The sequence below is a fragment of the Streptomyces sp. NPDC003393 genome (assembly GCF_053589015.1).
Map to the genome: position 1 here is coordinate 25,813 of NZ_JBSFRB010000002.1, position 20,155 is coordinate 45,967.

Annotated in this window: 14 protein-coding genes; 8 read left to right on the forward strand and 6 right to left on the reverse strand. The window is 74.0% G+C overall.

Annotated elements, in window-relative coordinates; all coding sequences use genetic code 11:
* Window positions 1-49: 49 nt before the first annotated feature.
* Both ACWDUZ_RS02130 and ACWDUZ_RS02135 read right to left on the reverse strand, forming a co-directional pair.
* Complete coding sequence (locus ACWDUZ_RS02130; protein ID WP_451629839.1) at window positions 50-1,609, reverse strand: M23 family metallopeptidase; 1,560 nt, start codon at window positions 1,607-1,609, stop codon at window positions 50-52.
* 199 nt (window positions 1,610-1,808) lie between these two features.
* A complete protein-coding gene (locus ACWDUZ_RS02135; protein WP_451629840.1) occupies window positions 1,809-2,675 on the reverse strand; it encodes an esterase/lipase family protein in 867 nt (288 codons plus the stop codon).
* A gap of 440 nt (window positions 2,676-3,115) precedes the next feature.
* On the opposite strand from ACWDUZ_RS02135, the gene ACWDUZ_RS02140 reads away from it, so the two are divergent.
* Window positions 3,116-3,535, forward strand: a complete 420-nt coding sequence (locus ACWDUZ_RS02140; protein ID WP_451629841.1) for a cobalamin B12-binding domain-containing protein — start codon at window positions 3,116-3,118, stop codon at window positions 3,533-3,535.
* Window positions 3,536-3,681: 146 nt separating this feature from the next.
* Here ACWDUZ_RS02140 and ACWDUZ_RS02145 read toward each other — a convergent pair whose 3' ends face one another.
* Window positions 3,682-5,310 (reverse strand): DUF5691 domain-containing protein, encoded by a 1,629-nt coding sequence (locus ACWDUZ_RS02145; RefSeq protein ID WP_451629842.1) that lies wholly within the window; start codon window positions 5,308-5,310, stop codon window positions 3,682-3,684.
* A gap of 243 nt (window positions 5,311-5,553) precedes the next feature.
* Window positions 5,554-6,909, reverse strand: coding sequence for an SWIM zinc finger family protein (locus ACWDUZ_RS02150; protein ID WP_451629843.1), 1,356 nt, complete (start codon window positions 6,907-6,909; stop codon window positions 5,554-5,556).
* A gap of 133 nt (window positions 6,910-7,042) precedes the next feature.
* Here ACWDUZ_RS02150 and ACWDUZ_RS02155 point away from each other — a divergent pair, with 133 nt between their 5' ends.
* From ACWDUZ_RS02155 to sucD, 6 genes are all read left to right on the forward strand, one after another.
* Window positions 7,043-8,203 (forward strand): ATP-binding protein, encoded by a 1,161-nt coding sequence (locus tag ACWDUZ_RS02155; protein ID WP_451629844.1) that lies wholly within the window; start codon window positions 7,043-7,045, stop codon window positions 8,201-8,203.
* A gap of 183 nt (window positions 8,204-8,386) precedes the next feature.
* Entirely contained in the window at window positions 8,387-10,924 is a 2,538-nt protein-coding gene (locus tag ACWDUZ_RS02160) for a DUF5682 family protein (protein WP_451629845.1), read from the forward strand.
* The gene (locus ACWDUZ_RS02165; RefSeq protein WP_451629846.1) at window positions 10,921-12,111 is read left to right on the forward strand and encodes a VWA domain-containing protein; all 1,191 of its coding nucleotides are present in this window, start codon (window positions 10,921-10,923) and stop codon (window positions 12,109-12,111) included. Before ACWDUZ_RS02160 ends, ACWDUZ_RS02165 begins: the two co-directional genes overlap by 4 nt.
* 192 nt (window positions 12,112-12,303) lie before the next feature.
* On the forward strand, window positions 12,304-13,446 hold the full coding sequence (locus ACWDUZ_RS02170; RefSeq protein WP_451629847.1) for a hypothetical protein: 1,143 nt from the start codon (window positions 12,304-12,306) through the stop codon (window positions 13,444-13,446).
* A 715-nt stretch (window positions 13,447-14,161) separates the two neighbouring features.
* Window positions 14,162-15,340, forward strand: coding sequence for an ADP-forming succinate--CoA ligase subunit beta (sucC, locus tag ACWDUZ_RS02175; protein ID WP_451629848.1), 1,179 nt, complete (start codon window positions 14,162-14,164; stop codon window positions 15,338-15,340).
* Between the two features lie 28 nt (window positions 15,341-15,368).
* Window positions 15,369-16,253 (forward strand): succinate--CoA ligase subunit alpha, encoded by an 885-nt coding sequence (sucD, locus tag ACWDUZ_RS02180; RefSeq protein WP_009190236.1) that lies wholly within the window; start codon window positions 15,369-15,371, stop codon window positions 16,251-16,253.
* Between the two features lie 100 nt (window positions 16,254-16,353).
* On the opposite strand, the gene ACWDUZ_RS02185 is transcribed toward sucD, so the two are convergent.
* Window positions 16,354-17,253 (reverse strand): RNA polymerase sigma factor, encoded by a 900-nt coding sequence (locus ACWDUZ_RS02185; protein ID WP_451629849.1) that lies wholly within the window; start codon window positions 17,251-17,253, stop codon window positions 16,354-16,356.
* Between the two features lie 96 nt (window positions 17,254-17,349).
* Between ACWDUZ_RS02185 and ACWDUZ_RS02190 the strand changes: the two genes are divergently transcribed.
* Window positions 17,350-19,137: a cell division protein PerM gene (locus ACWDUZ_RS02190; RefSeq protein WP_451629850.1), complete on the forward strand. Its 1,788-nt coding sequence runs from the start codon at window positions 17,350-17,352 to the stop codon at window positions 19,135-19,137.
* Between the two features lie 35 nt (window positions 19,138-19,172).
* Here the strand turns inward: ACWDUZ_RS02190 and ACWDUZ_RS02195 are convergent, their stop codons facing one another.
* A complete protein-coding gene (locus ACWDUZ_RS02195) occupies window positions 19,173-19,997 on the reverse strand; it encodes a hypothetical protein (RefSeq protein WP_451629851.1) in 825 nt (274 codons plus the stop codon).
* Window positions 19,998-20,155 lie beyond the last annotated feature (158 nt).

Genomic DNA, 20,155 nt, shown 5'->3' on the forward strand with positions numbered 1-20,155 from the left:
CCCCTGCCGAAAGGCAGCGGGCTCCTCGGTGATCGGATCACTCAGGTGCTCACGTCGGGTCCAGGCCGTGGCTGCGCAGCCACGGCAGCGGGTCTATGGGCGCCCCGCCGGCGGGCCGCACCTCGAAGTGCAGGTGCGGGCCGGTGGAGTTGCCCGAGCTCCCGGAGTACGCGATGGGCTGCCCGGCCTTGACGACGGCACCGGAGAAGACCTGGTACCGGGAGAGGTGGCAGTACCACGTCTCCGTGCCGTCCTTCGCCGTCAGGATCAGCATGTTGCCGTAGGCGCTGTTCCACTGGGTGCGGACCGTGCCGTCGGTCGCGGCCATGACCGTCGTCCCGTAGGAGACGGGGAAGTCGATACCCGTGTGCACGGACATCCAGTTCACACCGGCCTGGCCGAAGTAGGCGCTGAGCCCCCTGCGCAGGACCGGAAGGGCGAACTTGGGGCGCAGCCGCTCCTTGCGGGCCGCCTCCTCCGCCGCCTTCTTCTTCTCGGCCTCCTGCTGTGCCTTGAGGTCGATCCGTTCCTGCGTACGGCTGGCGCGGTCGGCGAAGTCGTCGGCACCGGCGGACAGGCTCTGCAGCTGGGTGTCCAGCTTGTTGTTCGCGGTGGACGCCCGCACGGGGTGCGCGTCCGAAGTGGACGCCGAGGTGTCCTGGCCGTCATCGGTGAGACCGCCGACGGAGGCGGCGGCGATGCCGGCGACCCCCATCACACAGGCCGAGGGAACGGCCACGGTCAGCAACGCGGAACGCTTGGCCGGGCGGCGCCGGGAACGGCCCGCGCCGCGGGAGCCGGCCCGCGCGACCAGGGGCGGGGTGGTCTCTTCCTGGTCCTCGAGCAGTCCGGACACGGTGGGCAGCTCACCGGTGGCGGACGGCTCGGCCTCGTCGAAGCCGGTCCCGTCCTGCTGCTGGGGGCCGCGGTAGGCGACGTGATCGCCGTACTCCGCGGTCGCGCCGCGCTCGTCGCCGTCCGGCGGATGCTCGGACGGCGAGACGCCGGTGACGGCGCCGGCGGTGTCGCCGGCCGCGCCGTCGGTGTTCCACTGCGTGGCGTCGTACGCGCCGGAGTCGAGAATCTCGGTGCCCCAGCCCCACTGCTGGGTCTGGCCGGCCGCGGAGTCGGCCTGCCCCGGGCCGCCGAACGGGTCGGTCTGATCGACCCCGCCCGGCTGGAGCCAGGCGCTCGCGTCCCACTGGCCGCTGACGTCCACGGGTCCCGACTGCTGCGGTACGGCGGCCAGTTGCTGGTACCCGGTGGCCCAGGCCGTCGTGTCGTACACGCCGGTGTCGTAGGCGGCGTGGTGCTGGGCCGCGTACGCGTCGTAGGGCAGTGAGTGCTGGGTGTCCGTGGACCACTGGGTGGGGTCGTACGCGCCCGTCGCCTGCGTGCCGTCGGCCGAGAACTGGCCGAAGAGGGGGTCCGTCGCGAAACTCGCCGTGCCGTACGTGCCGGTCTGGAAACCGGTGGGGGCGTAGTCGCCGTAGGTGGTGAAGTCACCGTACGCGGCTTCCTGTCCACCGTACGGCGCGTAGGGCGCCGAGGCGTCATCGGAGGCCGGAGCCGGGGTGGTCGCGGTCCCCGACGGGTGACGGTCGTTCACCAACTTCTCTTTCGCCTCGACAACAGGGGCTGCCAGAGCAGTGCGGCGACTGTACCCGGCGGTACGCGGGCGCGACAATCTTCCACAGGTTTCCCACACCCGGGAAACGGGCAATCAGCCGCGATTCGTCGAAGTGCGGACACACCCTTGGGACTGTGTTCGAGGCGAGGTTCGACCCTGATGGGTCAATGTTCTGTTGTCAGGCCACGGTGAGACCGCCGGCGCGCGTGGTGGACGGATCACCCGGCCGCACGGTGTCCAGGGCCTGCCGTATCCCGCTGGCGACGGCAGGGTGCACGGGCATGGCGAGATGGCCGATGCCGCTCACCTGGATGTTCGTGGCCTGGAGGTCCGGGTGCTCGACACAGGCCGACTCCAGCGGGTCCATCAGGTGGTCGAGGTCGCTCCAGAAGCTGACGAAGTGCGTGCGGCAGCCGGGAGCGGGACCGGCCAGCTCCTCGATGAGCTCGGAACCGGGCCGCATCTGGCGCACGATCGGATGGGCGTTGGCCAGCGGGGCGACGCGGGTGCCGGAGTGCGGGGTGCCGAGCGTGACGAGGGTGCGCACGCGCTGGTCGCCGCCGAGCCGCTGCACGTAGTAGCGGGCGATCAGGCCGCCGAGGCTGTGGCCGACGACGTCCACGCGCTCGCTGCCGGTCCGCTCGCAGATCTCCGCTATGTGCCGGCCCAGCAGTTCCGCGGCCGTGCGGATGTCACAGGTCAGTGGCGAGTAGTTGAGGGACTCCACCTGATGCCTGCCGTGCTGGGCGAGACTGCGGCGCAGCAGGACGAACACCGAGCGGTTGTCGATGAACCCGTGCAGCAGGACCACCGGGGGCTTGGCCTCCGTCGGCAGCTGCGCGGTGCCGTCGGGTGCGGGCGCCGGGTGGGTCTGGGCCCGGCGCTCCTGGATGATCCCGGAGGGGTAGAGCAGGACGTGTCCCGCGAGGATCGCGAGCTCCAGGGCGGTCGCCTTCAGAAGGGCCAGCGACAGTCCCGCGATCTTCACCGGGAGGAGACGCTGCGCGAACGGAAGGATCGGGTCTGCGACGCTGGTGACCTTCATGACCGACCTCCTGTCGGCACACGGGAGGACGGCTGTGTCCCCCAGGTGCCCTCGTGGGCAGTCGCGGCGAAGGCGCGGGACCGGGCAGGAACGGGGTACGCGGGGCGGATCGCGCGACGCGCGGCGTGCCAGACGCCGAAGAGGTGACGGGGCTCCCTGCCGGTGTGGCGACGAGGGTCCCTGCTGTCGTGCCGTACCCGTCCGGTGTGTCCTTCGTGCCCGAGACGGCCTTGTTGCGGCTCCCGTGGCGCTTGTTCCCACAGCCTCGCTGGTGCCCGGAGCCTGGGGAAGTGTCCCACCGTGTGATTTCCCCCTCGGTACGCACCGTGAAACTGACGGTTGCGGGATGCTGGCGATAACGTTCGTTCACTTCCCCGGACGATGTGGTGCCGGGCGTCCGTCCCGCAGGGCACGGATGGAATCGCTTCATGGAGGCAGTGATGGGTGTGGCAGCCGGTCCGATCCGCGTGGTGGTGGCCAAGCCGGGGCTCGACGGCCACGATCGGGGTGCGAAGGTGATCGCGCGGGCGCTGCGCGACGCCGGCATGGAGGTCATCTACACGGGGCTGCACCAGACCCCGGAGCAGATCGTCGACACCGCCATCCAGGAGGACGCCGACGCGATCGGGCTCTCCATCCTCTCCGGCGCGCACAACACACTGTTCGCCGCCGTGATCGACCTGCTCAGGGAGCGCGACGCCGAGGACATCGTGGTCTTCGGCGGCGGCATCATCCCCGAGGCGGACATCCCGCCGCTCAAGGAGAAGGGCGTCGCGGAGATCTTCACCCCGGGCGCGACCACGCAGTCCATCGTGGACTGGGTCAGGGCGAACGTCCGCCAGCCGGCGCAGGCCCAGTAGCTCCAGCGGCCGGCCAGGGGGCCGCGCCGCCCGGCGCGAGCCGCCGGGCACCGGCCGGGCCGGTGTGCGGGGACGGAGCCGCTCGGGCCCGCCGAGGGTCTGGGCGCGCGGCCGCCGGGGACGGCCGTCCGGAGACGGGGCCGGGTTCAGCCGGCCCGGCCACCGAGCTCCTCGGTCATGGCGTGGCGCAACCGCAAGGTCGTCACCAGCCGCTGGAACGCCTCCGCCCAGTACCCCCCGGCCCCGGGCGACGCGTCCTCCGCCTCGTCCGGCACCGCCAGGAGTCCGTCGAGCCGGTTCGCCTCCGCGGGGTCCAGACACCGCTCGGCCAGTCCCATCACTCCACTGAAACTCCATGGGTAGCTCCCTGCGTCCCGCGCGATGTTGAGCGCGTCGACCACCGCCCGCCCGAGCGGCGCGGCCCACGGCACCGCACACACTCCGAGCAGCTGAAAGGCCTCGGAGAGCCCGTGCGCCGCGATGAACCCGGCGACCCAGTCGGCCCGCTCGGCGGCGTCCAGCGTGCTGAGCAGTCTGGCGCGCTCGGCCAGGGACACCGCGCCCGGTCCGCCGGCCCCGGGTGCCGCGGGCGCCCCCAGCAGCGCCCGCGCCCACTGTGGGTCACGCTGCCGCACTGCCGCCCGGCACCAGGCGGCGTGCAGCTCGCCCTGCCAGTCGTCCGCCACCGGCAGGGCCACGATCTCCTGCGGGCTCCGCCCGCCCAGCCGCGCGGACCACGTGCCGAGCGGGGCCGCCTCCAGCAACTGCCCCAGCCACCACGACCGCTCTCCCCGCCCCGCCGGAGCCTTGGGTGCGACACCGTCGCGCTCCATGCTCGCGTCGCACTCGTGCGGGGCCTCGACGACGATCGTCGGTGTGTCGCACGTGTGGTCGACGGCCACACAGGCCGCGGCCCGGCCCGCCATCCGCGCGGCCAGCGCCGAGCCGGGCAGCGCGGAGAGCAGCTCCGCGGCCGTGGCCCGTACGTTGCGGCTGCGGTCGGCGAGGGCCTGCTCCAGGAACGGCTCGTCGTCCGGGCCGAGCCCCGTGCGCAGCGAGTCGAGGAACATCAGCCGGTCCTCGGCCTGCTCCGTCGCCCATGTGGCCGCGAGCAGCTTCCGCCCGGCCGCGGGCCTGCGCTCCCGCAGCGCGGCCAGCAGGGCGACCCGCTCGGCGAACAGGCCCTCCTCCCACAGCCGCCGGATCCGCTCCGCGTCCTCGGGGCCGGGGAGCGCCGAATCGGCCCCCGGGGCCGCTCTCAGGGCGAACCGCCACTCCGGGTTGAGCCGGGCCAGCCACAGCGCGCGAGGGCCGGCGAAGGTCAGCGCGGCCGGACGCAGGTCCGTACGGCCCCGGGCCGCGTCCAGCAGCGCCGGGACGGCCTCCGGGGGTGCCGCGTAGCCGTGCGCGTTCGCCGCGGCGAGCCACTGCGGCAGCAGCTCCATCAGGTCGGGCGCCGTGCCCCTGCGACCGCCGCCTGCCGGGCCGGGCCGGTCGGCCAGCAGCACCGACAGCCTGCGGGCCGCCGCCTCGGGCAGCGCCGGGCGCGGATCCGGGGCCACGGGCCGCGGGCGCTCGGCCGCCCGTCCGGGGCGCAGTCCCGCCCGTCGGCGCACGGTCCGCACGGCGGCGCTGTCCAGCAGTGCGACCGGAGCCGCGCGGCCGGCTGTGCCGCCCGGGGGTGTGCGGCGGTCCGTGCCGAGCAGGGCGGCAGTGACCAACTCCTCCCAGGCGCCCGCGCCGGGCGCCTCCACCGGGGCGGAGGTCCTGATCATGAGCTTCCTTTCCGTTGCCGGTGCCGGAGGGTCACCCGGTCCGGGTTTCCCCTGGTGCGGAAGAAATGCGTGAATCGGATGAGAAAGGGCGGGTGGGTGAGCTGCGGTGGTGGTCGGTGTGCGCCTTTCGGGTGAGGGTTCCCGCTGTGCCGAGGACGCCCCGCCCGGCGCGGTGACGTCACTCCAACGCCGGACAGGAAAAGCCGATGACGGGCCCTGATGTCACGGACGGTGGGCAGCTGATCAGCAGAGTGTGATGATCGGGTCTTCGGCTCGCGGCCATGCCGTCAGGGGGGTGAACCCGCGGTGGCCGCACTCACCGAAAACCGTGACGGGTGCCCCGCCCGACAGGGCGACCAGCCGCCACAGCCCCGGCCGGCCGAGAGCCGTCGCGGTCAGGGGCAGCGCGGAGTCGGCCCCGGCGTCGGCCAGCTGCCAGGAGTCGCCGTCCGGCACCGGTATCACCTCCGCCAGCGTCACCGGCACCGACTCCAGCCACGGATCGTCCCGCAGCGCCTCGCCGTATCGCGCGGCCGCCTGCGCCGTCGTCACCCCGGGCGGGCGTATCCGCGTGGGCTCCGGCGCGGCGAACCGCTCGCCCAGGGCCGCGCGCGGCTGCCCGGCGCCGGGGTACGCGGCCACCTCCGCGTCCAGGGCCAGTCCGACCGGCAGCGACGGCTCCGGGGCGCGCCCGGCGGCTCCGTAGGACAGCAGCAGGACCGTACGGCCGGAGCCGGTGCCGTGCAGCCAGATCCTGCGCGTGGTCAGCTTCGCGTCCGCGGTGTCGTACTGGGCCAGGACCAGCCAGCGGTCCCTGACCGGCGCGCCGTCCGCGGAGCCGGGGAGGCCGACGCGGGACCGGATCGTCGCGGCGAGCGACTCGGGCAGCCGCTCGCGGCGCAACCAGCCCTGGTCCAGGAGGTGCAGCAGCGCGCACTCCTCCAGGAGCCGCACCGGCCAGCCCGGCCCGGACGACGGAATCGCCCCCAGCTCACGCACCCGGGCGGCCAGGCCGGGGGCCTGCGCGTCCACCATGCGGGCCGCCGTCTCCTCCCACAGCCCGTACCCCGCCTGCTCCGCCGCGGCCAGACCGCCGCGCATCAGGTCCGCCAGGCGCTGCTCCAGCTCCGTCGCACCCGCCGTGATCCGCTCGGCCCGGCGCTCCGCCCGGCGGCGCGCCGCCTCGGGATCGGCGGCGGCCGGGCCGGCACCGGACGCCCCGGCGGCCTGCTTCTCCGCGGCCCTGCGCCTTCTGCCCGCCGTCCACCGCTCCGCCCACTCCGGCGCGTGCCCCGGCGGTACCGCGTCCTCCCCGGTCGCCCACAGCAGCAGCAGCCCGAGCGCGTGCTTGCACGGGAACCTGCGGCTCGGACAACTGCACTTGTACGCCGGTCCCGTCGCGTCCGCGATGTCGACGACCGTCTGATACGGCCTGCTGCCGCTGCCCCTGCACAGCCCCCACACCGTCCCCTCGTCCGAGCTCCCCGCCTCCGACCACGGCCCGGCGACGCCGAGTTTGCTTCCCGCTTTGCGTGACGCCGCGTCAGGCGCCAGTGCCAGCACCTGCTCGACGCCCCAGCGCACCCCCTGCTCAGTCATGCCTTCGACGGTAGATCCCCCCACTGACAATCGACCCGGCGAGAGCGTTTGCCCAGGTCGGAACGGATTGTCAGTGGCGTGGTGCACGGTGGGTGACAGATCCGAACCGGCCGAGCTGGAGGGGGCCTCAGCCATGTCTGTGTCCGTGGAGCCGACGTCCGTCGCACCGAGCCGGTACCACTCCGCGCCCGCGAACGCGGGCGATGCGGAGGGGGCCGAAGCGCTGCGGCCGCACGCCGAGGACGCCTTCGCCGCCGAACTGGCCGCACTGGCCGCGCAGGACGACCGTCCACGCCCGGTCCGCTGGAAGCTCTCGCCGTGGGCGGTGGCGACCTACCTGCTCGGCGGCACCCTGCCGGACGGCACGGTGATCACACCGAAGTACGTCGGCCCGCGCCGCATCGTCGAGGTGGCTGTCACCACCCTCGCCACCGACCGCGCCCTGCTCCTGCTCGGCGTGCCCGGTACCGCCAAGACCTGGGTGTCCGAGCACCTGGCCGCCGCGGTCAGCGGTGACTCGACCCTGTTGGTGCAGGGCACAGCGGGCACACCGGAGGAGGCCATCCGCTACGGGTGGAACTACGCGCGGCTGCTGGCGCACGGCCCGAGCCGCGACGCCCTCGTGCCCAGTCCGGTCATGCGCGCCATGGCGCAGGGCGCGACCGCCCGTGTCGAGGAGCTGACCCGGATCCCGGCCGACGTGCAGGACACGCTGATCACGATCCTCTCGGAGAAGACCCTGCCCATACCGGAGCTGGGCGAGGAGGTGCAGGCGGTCCGCGGCTTCAACCTGATCGCCACGGCCAACGACCGCGACCGCGGCGTCAACGACCTGTCCAGCGCCCTGCGCCGGCGGTTCAACACGGTGGTGCTGCCGCTGCCGGAGACCCCGGAGGCCGAGGTCGACATCGTCTCCCGCCGTGTCGACCAGATCGGCCGTTCCCTGGACCTGCCGGCCGTGCCGGACGGCATCGACGAGATCCGCCGCGTGGTGACCGTCTTCCGCGAGCTGCGCGACGGCGTCACCGCCGACGGCCGTACGAAGCTGAAGTCGCCCAGCGGCACGCTGTCGACGGCCGAGGCGATCTCGGTGGTCACCGGCGGCCTGGCGCTGGCCGCCCACTTCGGAGACGGCGTGCTGCGTGCGGGCGACGTGGCCGCGGGCATCCTCGGCGCCGTCGTCCGCGACCCGGCGGCCGACCGCGTGATCTGGCAGGAGTACCTGGAGACGGTGGCCCGCGAGCGTGACGGCTGGCAGGACTTCTACCGGGCCTGTCGGGAGGTGAGCGCGTGAGCGGCATGAGCACCAGCGCGAGCCAGGACAGGGCGGGGCGGCCGACGGAAGGCGCCGCGCAAGGCCGCTCCCACGACGAGCCCAGCTGGACGGGCGGGCGAGGCGGACGGCGCGGGCCGTACGGCAGGTGCCGACGGGGCGGACGGCTGGAGCGAGGAGGAGGGCACGGACGAGGGGGACGGTGTGACAGGGGTTGACGGGGTGTCGGGCCGCCGTGCGGCCGTGCGGCCGCTGCTGCTGGGAGTGCGGCACCACGGGCCCGGATCCGCGCGGGCGGTGCGGGCCGCGCTGGAGGCCGCGCGGCCGAGTGCGGTGCTGATCGAGGGCCCGCCGGAGGCGGACGCGCTGATCCCGCTCGCCGCCGAGGAGGGCATGCGGCCTCCGGTCGCCCTGCTCGCCCATGCCGTGGACGAACCGGGCCGGTCCGCGTTCTGGCCGCTGGCCGGGTTCTCCCCGGAGTGGGTCGCCCTGCGCTGGGCGCTGGAACACGGCGTTCCGGCCCGCTTCATCGACCTCCCGGCCACACACACGCTGGCGTGGGGGAGGGACGACGCCGGCCCCGACCCGGATGCAGGGAGGGCCGGGACCTCCGGGGACGGCCGGGGCTCCGCGGTGGAGGGGACCGCGGAGCACCCGGCCGTAGCCGGGGGAGCGGGGTCGGACGGGGCCGGAGCTGGGGGAGCCGGGGCGGAGGGAACCGGACGGCCGGAGGCCGACGTGCGCGTCGACCCGCTGGCCGTGCTCGCCGAGGCCGCCGGCTACGACGATCCCGAGCGCTGGTGGGAGGACGTCGTGGAGCACCGCGGCCCGGGTCAGGGCGACCCGTTCGCTCCGTTCGCGGCGCTCGAGGAGGCGATGGAGACACTCCGGGAGACGTACGGGAGCGGGGGCGGTGGAGACCGGGACCTCGTGCGGGAGGCCCATATGCGGCTCCAGGTGCGGGCCGCGCGGCGGGAGCACGGCGACGGGGTGGCCGTGGTGTGCGGGGCGTGGCACGTGCCCGCGCTGCGGCGCAAGGCCGCCGTCGCCGCCGACCGGGCGCTGCTGAAGGGACTGCCCAGGGTCAAGGCCGACATGACCTGGGTGCCGTGGACGCACCGCCGGCTGTCGCGCTTCAGCGGCTACGGAGCGGGCGTCGACGCGCCGGGCTGGTACGCCCACCTGTTCGCCGCGCCGGACCGGCCCGTCGAACGCTGGCTGACCAAGGTGGCCGGGCTGCTCCGCGAGGAGGACCGGATCGTGTCCTCCGCGCACGTCATCGAGGCGGTGCGGCTCGCCGAGACCCTGGCCGCGATGCGCGGCCGTCCGCTGCCCGGGCTGAGCGAGACGACCGACGCCGTCCGGGCGGTCATGTGCGACGGCTCCGACGTGCCGTTGGCACTGGTGCACGATCGGCTCGTGGTCGGGGACGTGCTGGGCGAGGTGCCCGAGGCGGCGCCGGCGGTCCCCTTGCAGCGCGACCTCACCGGCCTCCAGCGGCGCCTGCGGCTCAAGCCCGAGGCGTTGGAGCGGCAGGTGGAGCTCGACCTGCGCAAGGAGACCGACGCCGGGCGGAGCAGGCTGCTGCACCGGCTGGGGCTGCTGGGCGTCGGCTGGGGCGAGCCGACCGCGTCACGTGGCAGCACGGGCACGTTCCGGGAGACCTGGCGGTTGCGCTGGGAGCCGGAGCTGTCGCTGCGGGTCGCCGAGGCCGGGGTGTGGGGGACCACCGTGCTCTCCGCGGCGACCGCCAAGGCCGAGGCGGACGCCGTCGGCGCGCGGGCCCTCGCGGAGGTGACCGCCCTCGCCGAGCGCTGCCTGCTCGCCGGACTCGGCGACGCACTGCCCGTCGTGATGCGGGTGCTCGCCGAGCGTGCGGCGCTGGACGCGGACGTCGGACACCTCGCCCAGGCGCTCCCGGCCCTGGTGCGCTCCCTGCGCTACGGCGACGTGCGCGGCACGCACACCGGGGCGCTGGCCGAAGTCGCCGCCGGCCTTGCCGAACGGGTGTTCGTCGGCCTTCCGCCGGCCTGCTCGGCCCTGGACGCGGACGGGGCCGAGGAGATGCGGGGCCATGTGGACGCGGTGCACACGGCCGTGGCTCTGCTGGGTGACACCCTCCCGGCCGGCCACGCGGACCTGCGTGGCCGCTGGCACGGTGTGCTGCGGGTGCTGTCCGGGCGCGACACCGTGCCCGGCGTCCTCCGGGGACGCGCGGTGCGGCTCCTGCTCGACGACGGGGAGCTGGAGCAGGAGCAGGCGGCACGGCTCATGGGGCTCGCGCTGTCACCGGGCACGCCACCGCCGGACGCCGCCGCCTGGATCGAGGGCTTCGTCGGCGGCGGAGGCGGCATGTTGCTCGTGCACGACGAGCGGCTGCTCGCACTGGTCGACGCCTGGCTGACCGGGGTGCCGGCGGCGGCGTTCACCGATGTGCTGCCGTTGCTGCGGCGCACCTTCTCCGCGTACGAGCCGGGAGTGCGCAGAGCGCTCGGCGAGCTGGTCCGGCGGGGTCCGGGACGCGGCGGCGGGACGACCGGGGCCACGGCGGCCGGTGTGCCCGGCTTCGCCGCCGACCTCGACCGGGAGCGGGCGGACGCCGTGCTCCCGGTGCTGGGGCTGCTGCTGGGCGCGGACATCGGACAGGACATGGATGACGGACGCGACGTACAGGACGTACAGGCGGCGGACGCGACGGTGCGGGACTCCGTCGGCGAGGAGCTCGCGGGGGTGGCGCGATGACGACGGCGGAGGGTCACGACCTGGGGGCGGCGGACCCTGCGCAGGAGCGGTTGCGGCGCTGGCGGCTGGTGCTCGGCGGCGACGCGGCCGACGGCACCGGGTGCGCGCTGTCCGGCAGGGACGCGGCGATGGACGGAGCGCTCGCCGCGCTCTACGGCAAGGGCGACAGGCCGCAGCAGGGCCGGACGGCACGGGACCGTTCGGCGGGACTGGGGGCGTCGGCGCCCTCGGTGGCGCGCTGGCTGGGGGACATACGCAACTACTTCCCGTCGTCCGTCGTGCAGGTCATGCAGCGGGACGCCATCGACCGGCTGGGCCTGGCCACGCTGCTGCTGGAGCCGGAGATGCTGGAGGCGGTGGAGGCGGACGTGCACCTCGTCGGCACCCTGCTCTCGCTCAACAAGGCGATGCCGGAGACCACGAAGGAGACGGCCCGCGCGGTGGTGCGGAGGGTCGTCGAGGACCTCGAGAAGCGGCTCGCCACCCGCACCCGGGCCACCCTCACCGGCGCCCTCGACCGCAGTGCGCGCGTCCACCGGCCCCGCCACCACGACATCGACTGGCACCGCACGATCGCGGCCAACCTCAAGCACTACCTGCCCGAGTACCGGACGGTCGTGCCCGAGCGGCTCATCGGCTACGGGCGGGCGTCGCGGTCCGTGAAGAAGGAGGTGATCCTCTGCATCGACCAGTCCGGGTCCATGGCGGCGTCCGTCGTGTTCGCGTCCGTGTTCGGGGCGGTGCTGGCGTCCATGCGGTCTCTGAGCACACGGCTGGTCGTGTTCGACACGGCGGTCGTCGACCTCACCGACCAGCTCGACGACCCGGTCGACGTGCTCTTCGGCACCCAGCTCGGCGGCGGCACGGACATCAACCGGGCGCTGGCGTACTGCCAGTCGCAGATCACCCGGCCGGCGGAGACGGTGGTCGTGCTGATCAGCGACCTGTACGAGGGAGGCATACGCGACGAGATGCTGAAACGGGTCGCGGCGATGAAGGCGTCGGGTGTGCAGTTCGTGACGCTGCTCGCGCTCTCCGACGAGGGCGCGCCCGCCTACGACCGGGAGCACGCGGCAGCGCTCGGGGCACTCGGCGCACCGGCGTTCGCGTGCACCCCCGACCTGTTCCCCGAGGTGATGGCGGCGGCGATCGAGAAGCGCCCGCTGCCGATACCCGACACCGCATGAGGACGGGGAGGACCTCAACCCGGGAGAACGGTCGGCGCGCTGACGGCCTGTCGGTCGCGTTCGGAGGGCAAATCGGACATGCCTACCCATCGGTAACACCGGGCTTGCGCGACCGCTGGAGTCCCGTGCGAGGATCGATGCCTCGTTCGGCGGTGCGTCGCCCGCCCGGGAAGGAACCGTCCCCTCTTGACCGTGCCAGCAGCCCCCCTGTCCGCTTCCGTCCTGCGCGTGATGCGCACGGCGGCCGGGCGGCGTGCGCTGCACCTGGTCCTGCTGGTGGGCGCGTTGTTCGCCCTGGGATTCCTCTGCGGGGAACGGGCGCAGGCCGCTGAGGGCGGGGCGGTGGTGCCCTCGCCCACCGCGGTCCTGAACGCGGTCTCCGGACGCGAGCCGGCCACGGGCCGCCCCGATCACGGCCGGGAGCGCGTGTCGTCCCTCCCGGCGCGGGCCCGCGTCGCCCGCCCGGCGGTCGGCACGGCGGGATCGCCGGTGACGGCGACGGCGATGCCGAAGGTGAGGGTTCCTGCGGCGGTGTCCCTGCCCGCGTTGCCGACACGGCCCGTGCCGAGCGCTCCGCCGGCGCCGGACCTCTCAGAGCCCTCGCGGAAACCCTCACACCCCTCGGCCCTTCCGCCCCTCCGACAACTCCCGGATCGCCCGGATCTCAAGGGCCTCCCGGACCTGTCCGTCCTGCCCGACAGGCTCGATGCCCCCCTGTCCGGGATCGCGTACGCGGGAAGCGTGCTGCCACTCCCCAAGGTCTCTCTGCCCTCGCCGGTCACCCCTCCCGTGCGCATCACGCTGTCCTCGCCGGTCACCCTGCCCGCACCGGTCACGCCGCCCGAGCCCGTTGCCCCCACGACCTCCGCGTCCGGGTCCCCGTCCCTTCCCCAGCAGCCGTCGGATGCGGCCGTCGCGGGCCCTGCCGGGCACCGCGGCGACGGACACCACGCCGATGGACCCGGCCGCACGGCCGAACGCGTCGCCGGGCCGACCGCGGCGATCGCCTTCGGACCCCGGCCGGCACACCGCACACGCCCTCCGCGCACCGTCGACCCGCTCTCCGGACAGGCGGCGACGCACGGCACCTCACCCGCCGCGCACGATCCTTCCGCGGCCCCGCACGCCGCCACCGGGCAGGTGCCCGGCGGAGACCCGGACGGGGTCGTGGGCACCCGTTCGACGGCCGACTCCGGTGAACCGGTCCACGGTGACCTGCACGCCGTCACCTCCGGCGGCCGGGCCCCGCTTCCCCGGACACATGGCACCGTCACCCCGCTCGCGGCGGCCGGAACCCGGGACGTGCGCGAGGACGTCCCCGTCTACCCCGGCTAGTGCTGTGACCGGAAAGGCTCACCGGCTCGCGACGCCCGGCACGGCACCTCGCCGCGTTGTCGCATCACCCGAGTACATCCAGTACACGGATGATGCTCCGCCTTGCGACGTACCGCACCGGACGCCGCGAGCTTTCCGGCAAACCTTTCCGGCCACAGCACTAGGCGGATCCGGGCGTCCGGGCGGGCCCTGTCGCTCCGTCAGCCCTTCCCGTGGACCCTTCCCGGCAGCCCTGCCGACAGCCCTGCCCGGAGGACCCCGGGCGGGCAGGCGCGGGACGGGACCCGGCTCCCGTCCGCACCCCCTCGACTCCGCGGACCCGGTGGACCCGGACGGCCGAAAACCGTCGGCCGGTCCGGCAGCCCCTCGGAACTCCGCGGAAGGGCCGCTGGTCCCCATTGGGGTGGGGATCATCCGCCCTGAGCCCCTCGGGGCTGATCAAGGGACCTCACCAGGTCAACCCCAGCCTGGTGAGGTCCCGCACATGCGGCACGCGGTGCCAGGGAGCGCGGCATCATGTGACAGGTATCACCGCTCACGTGTGACCCCTGATTTAGGGCGCGTCCGCGAGCGGAGATAACCTGCGAGATGGACATGCCGCGCGCTCGGACACCGTGTGCGCCTCCCTTGTGACACAGAGCGGACGTCACGTTGCCCTTCGCGGCACGCCCACGCATCCAACGAACCGCGAGATCACTGATAGGGACGGAAGCGCGTGGACCTGTTCGAGTACCAGGCGAGGGACCTCTTCGCCAAGCACGGTGTACCGGTGCTGGCCGGTGAAGTCATCGACACGCCTGAGGCGGCGCGCGAGATCACCGAGCGGCTGGGCGGCAAGTCGGTCGTCAAGGCCCAGGTGAAGGTCGGTGGTCGAGGCAAGGCCGGTGGCGTGAAGCTCGCCGCCACCCCGGACGAGGCCGTTGCCCGTGCGACGGACATCCTCGGCATGGACATCAAGGGCCACACGGTCCACAAGGTCATGATCGCCGAGACGGCTCCCGAGATCGTCGAGGAGTACTACGTCTCCTTCCTCCTCGACCGTGCCAACCGCACCTTCCTCTCCATCGCCTCCGTCGAGGGCGGCATGGAGATCGAGGAGGTGGCCGCCACCCGTCCCGAGGCCGTCGCCAAGATCGCGATCGACGCCATCGACGGGGTGGACGAGGCCAAGGCCCGCGAGATCGTCGAGGCCGCCAAGTTCCCGGCCGAGGTCGCCGACAAGGTCGTGAACGTCCTGGTCACGCTGTGGGACACCTTCATCAAGGAGGACGCCCTCCTGGTCGAGGTGAACCCGCTCGCCAAGGTCGCCTCCGGTGAGGTCATCGCCCTCGACGGCAAGGTGTCCCTCGACGACAACGCCGAGTTCCGTCACCCCGACTTCGAGGAGCTCCACGACAAGGCCGCCGCCAACCCGCTCGAGGCGGCCGCCAAGGAGAAGGGCCTCAACTACGTCAAGCTCGACGGCGAGGTCGGCATCATCGGCAACGGCGCGGGTCTGGTCATGTCGACCCTGGACGTCGTCGCGTACGCCGGTGAGAACCACGGCGGCGTCAAGCCCGCCAACTTCCTGGACATCGGCGGTGGCGCCTCCGCCCAGGTCATGGCGAACGGCCTGGAGATCATCCTCGGTGACCCGGACGTCAAGTCCGTCTTCGTCAACGTCTTCGGCGGCATCACCGCCTGCGACGAGGTCGCCAACGGCATCGTGCAGGCTCTGAAGCTCCTGGAGGGTCGCGGCGAGCAGGTCACCAAGCCGCTCGTCGTCCGCCTCGACGGCAACAACGCCGAGCTGGGCCGGAAGATCCTCACCGACGCCAACCACCCGCTGGTCCAGCGCGTCGACACCATGGACGGCGCGGCCGACAAGGCCGCCGAGCTGGCCGCCGCCAAGTAAGCACCGAGGACGAGGACACCAAGACACCATGGCTATCTGGCTCAACAAGGACAGCAAGGTCATCGTCCAGGGCATGACCGGCGCCACCGGCATGAAGCACACCAAGCTCATGCTCGGCGACGGCACCAACGTCGTGGGCGGCGTGAACCCGCGCAAGGCGGGTCAGACCGTGGACTTCGACGGCACCGAGGTACCCGTCTTCGGTACGGTCAAAGAGGCCATCGAGAAGACCGGCGCCGACGTCTCCGTCATCTTCGTGCCGGAGAAGTTCACCAAGGACGCGGTCGTCGAGGCCATCGACGCCGAGATCCCGCTGGCCGTCGTGATCACCGAGGGCATCGCCGTGCACGACACGGCCGCCTTCTGGGCGTACGCCGGCAAGAAGGGCAACAAGACCCGCATCATCGGCCCGAACTGCCCCGGCATCATCACCCCGGGCCAGTCCAACGTCGGCATCATCCCGGGCGACATCACCAAGCCCGGCCGCATCGGCCTGGTGTCGAAGTCCGGCACGCTGACGTACCAGATGATGTACGAGCTGCGTGACATCGGCTTCTCCACGGCCGTCGGCATCGGCGGTGACCCGATCATCGGCACCACCCACATCGACGCCCTCGCCGCCTTCCAGGCCGACCCCGACACCGACCTGATCGTCATGATCGGCGAGATCGGCGGCGACGCCGAGGAGCGGGCCGCGGCCTTCATCAAGGAGAACGTGACCAAGCCGGTCGTCGGCTACGTCGCGGGCTTCACCGCGCCCGAGGGCAAGACCATGGGCCACGCCGGCGCCATCGTCTCCGGCTCCTCCGGCACCGCCCAGGCGAAGAAGGAGGCCCTCGAGGCCGCCGGCGTCAAGGTCGGCAAGACCCCGACCGAGACGGCCAAGCTCGCCCGCGAGATCCTCGCCGGCTGAGCGGGCTCAGGTCTCCTCACGCGGCACCGGTGGGCCCGTCCCTGAGAAGGGGGCGGGCCCACCGCCATGTCCGGCCGGGGTCCCCGCCCTCGCGCTCCCGCTACCGCGCCTCCGGTTCCAGCCGCGCCGGCCCTCCCGCCGTCTCCTTCCGCAGCATGGTGCTCGGCTTCAGCTCGTGCTGCGCCACGGGACCGGGCATGCCCCGCGCGGGCAGGCCCTGGACCGGGCGGCGGGGGGACACCGGCGCCAGGTGGTGGGTGGGGGCCGTCCGCAGCGTGAGGGCCGTGGCGCCGACGACGGTGACGGTGAGTGCGATGGCGGACCGGGTCCACAGGCGGGTGGTGCGCTCCCCGGCGGTCCGCAGGGCCACCGGGGAGTCCACGGGCGGCCCGGCGGTCGGACGAGTGGCGGCCGAGGCGGTCCAGGCCGGCGACGAGGGGGACGAGGGCGGCGGTCCGCCGGTGGTGAGGTGTGCGGCCGAGGCCAGTCGGATCAGACGCCGGTGCAGTTCCGCGGGGTCGGCCAGTTCGGGCAGGTGCGCGGCGACGGCCTGCCGGGCGTGCAGCAGCCGGTTCGCCGTCGCCGGGGTGCTGGCCTCCGTCTCCGCTGCCGTCTCCGGCAGGTCGAGGCCGACGCCGTCGTAGAGCACCAGTGTGCGGCGGTACGAGGGCGGAAGCCGCAGCAGCGCCCGCTGGAGCGCGCGATCGGCGGGATCGGGCGGCGGATCGGCACGGCGCCAGCGGGGTATGAGGCGGTGCCAGGGCGAGAGGGCGCACTCGTACGTCGTCGCTCGCACCCAGCCGGCCGGGTTCCGGTCGTGGGCCACTTCGGGCCAGCGCTGCCAGGCGAGTCGGAAGGCGCGCTCCACGGCGGCACGTGCCCGGGCGCGGTGGCCGGTGAGCAGGTAGGCCTGGCGTATGAGCGCCGGGGCGCAGAAGGCGTGGAGCGAGTCGAAAGCCTGAGCGGGCGTCAGCGTCCGGTCCGCGTGACCGACCGTCATGGTGCGTCCCTCCGTATGAATAAGCACATGAACATATATTGAGCGACACTTCGGAAGTTTGCCTGTTACGCCGGGAATGCGTGTGACGTTGGGAGCATGGCAGGTGTGATCCAGACGACCCGTCGACGTCCGCCCCTGCCGCACCTGCGCACCCGCGTACGGGACCGCTCACCCGGACTCGGCGCCGGCTTCGTGGGCGGTGTCGTCGCGGCGGGTCTCGGGCTCGGTTCGTTCGCCGTGCTCGTCATCGCGCTGTGGATCAGCTCCCCGGACCCCGACAGCGGGCCGAGCAGCGCGCTGCACGTCGCCGCCGCGCTGTGGCTGCTGGCGCACGGAGCCGAACTGGTCCGCGCCGACACGCTCACCGGTGCGCCCGTGCCCCTGGGAGTCACCCCGCTGCTGTTCTCCGCCCTGCCCGCGCTGCTGGTGCACCGCGCGGCGCGGGACGCGACCGACGGCGGCGACGGCGGCCCGCTCGTCCCCCCGCGCACCGCCTGGACCGGCGTCGTCCTCGGCTACCTCGGCGTCGCCGGCGGCGCCGCCGTGTACGCGGCGGGCGGCGCGCTGCGTCCCTCCTGGGTGTGGACGGTCCTGTGGGTGCCGCTGGTCGCCGCGGTGGCGGCGGGCAGCGGCGTCTGGACGGCGTACGGCTGTCCGCGCGCGCCCGTGGAACGGGTTCTGGGCCCGCTGCCGCCCGGCGTTCGGCGGCTGCTGTTCGGACCGGGGCCGCGGGCGCGACTGGGCGCCTCGGCACGGGCGGCGGGGGCCGGGGCGGTGGTGTTCGCCGGGGGCGGCGCGCTCGTCCTCGGGGTGTCGCTGGTGGGGCATTCCGGGGCGGCGCAGGGCGCGTTCCTGCGGTTGACCGAGGGCTGGTCGGGACGGTTCGCGGTGCTGCTGCTGTGTCTGGCGCTGCTGCCGAACGCGGTCCTGTGGGCGGTGGCGTACGCCCTGGGGCCCGGCTTCCTGCTCGGCGCCGGCCATGTCGTCGCCCCCTTCTCCTCCGACCCGGGACCGATGCCGCCCTTCCCGCTGCTCGCCGCGGTACCGGACGCGGGGCCCGGCACCTCCCTGAACTGGGTGGCGACCGCCGTACCGGTGGTGGCCGGGCTGACCATCGGCTGGTTCGTCGCGGGCAGCGCGGTACGTGACGGACGGGACACCGACGGGAACGTGACCGGTGCGAAGCGGGCGTGGTCCTGGCGGCGGACCGTCGCCGGAGCGGTCCTGGGCTGCCTGCTGTGCGCGATCGGGCTCGGGGTGTTCGCGGAGCTGGCGGGCGGCCCGCTCGGAAACTCCCAGCTCTCCCGGTTCGGGCCGGTGGGATGGCAGGTCGCCGGGGCCGCGCTGCTGTGGACGGCGACGGCGGCCGTGCCGACGGCGCTGGTGGTACGGGCCTGGCGCTACTGGGGCGGCGGCCGGGTGCCCGCACCGGACGTGACCGAGGGGAGGATCGGCCGGCCGCGGGACGGCGGAGCCACGGTGACCCGGCCGTCGGACACCGGCACACGCCCGGCCCAGGGCTTCGACCCCGCCCTGGAACCGTACGAGGTACTGCCCCTCGACCCGCCGGAATCCGGCCCGGCCGCCTGGCAGGACGACGAAGCCGCCCGCCGGACCCGCTGGGAGGCCCTCAGACAGGCGGCGACGGCCACGGGAGCGGAGCCGGCGGAGCCGGACACCCCCGAGGAACCGGCGTCACCCGCGGACCGGTCCGCCACCGGAGCAGACACCGGGTCCGGCGGGTCGGCCGCTCCCGGGGGACCACCCGCACCCGAGGAACCGGCCGACCTGGAGCCGGAGCCGGATCCCGGCCCCGATCTCGGCACGCCGGCGAAGCCGTCGGCAGAGCCTCCGGCCGAGACGGAACCGCCCACCCCCGGCTGAGAGCGCCGCGGGCGGAGCGGGAGCCGCCGCTCGGCTCAGCCGTCCACTCCCAGGACCCCCCGCAGCTGCCGCGGCAGATGCTGGTCGCAGGACTGCTTGGCCTGGTTGGTGAGGGAGTCGTTCATGCACGTGTAGTAGTCGCGGTAGACGAACTGCGCGGCGAAGCCCGTGGCGACCAGAGCGAGGGCCAGGGACGCGGTGACCAGGCCGCTGATCGCCGCCGTCGTCTGGGGGCGGCCCTCGGTCACCGGGGCCGCGTCCGGGTCGGGCCTGCGCGGCTTGGTGCGCAGCGAGCTGATGCCCCAGTACAGGGCCAGCGCACCGAGCAGCAGGGCCACGTACGGCCAGCCGAACAGGACGAAGAAGAAGGCCCACATGCCGCTCAGCAAGGCGTAGCGCGCGCGGCGCTGGGCGGGGTCCGTGGGGTCCCAGCGCGTGCCGGGACCGCGTCCGCCGCCCGGCCCCTCGGGGCCGCCGGGACGCGGGGGGCGCTCGCCGAAGCCGCCGTCGGGGGAGCGGCCGGGCTGGCGGTCGCTCCACTGGCTGCCCCAGGGGGCGTGTCCGCCGCCTTCACCGGAGCCGCCTCCCTCGCCGGAGCCCTGCCCCCGGCCGGAGGGATGCCCGCCCGAGTCGGACCCCGAAGGGCGCCGGGGCTGCCACGGGCGGTCGGGTGCGCCCTCGGGCGGCGGTGCGAAGGGGTTGCCGTCCTGGGCCGGGCCGCCCCGGCCGTCGCCGTTGTTCCCGCCCGAGGGCGCGTCCGGCGGCGAGGCGGGCTGCTCCCGCAGCAGCACGGCGCCGCGCTCCCCTCCCTGCCTGGGCTGCGGGGGGAGCGTGAGGAGTCGCAGACTGCGGTCCGGCATCAAGTGAGCGTCTTCCCCTTGTGACTGTGTGACGTACGACGTACGCGTGAGTTCGGCTGGTCCGGCGTGCGAGCCGGCATGGGCTCTGTCCTGGTGAACGCACCATGCCGCCGTCGCGTTCCCGAACCCCCTCCCCGCAGACGCTACCTTCCGGCCAC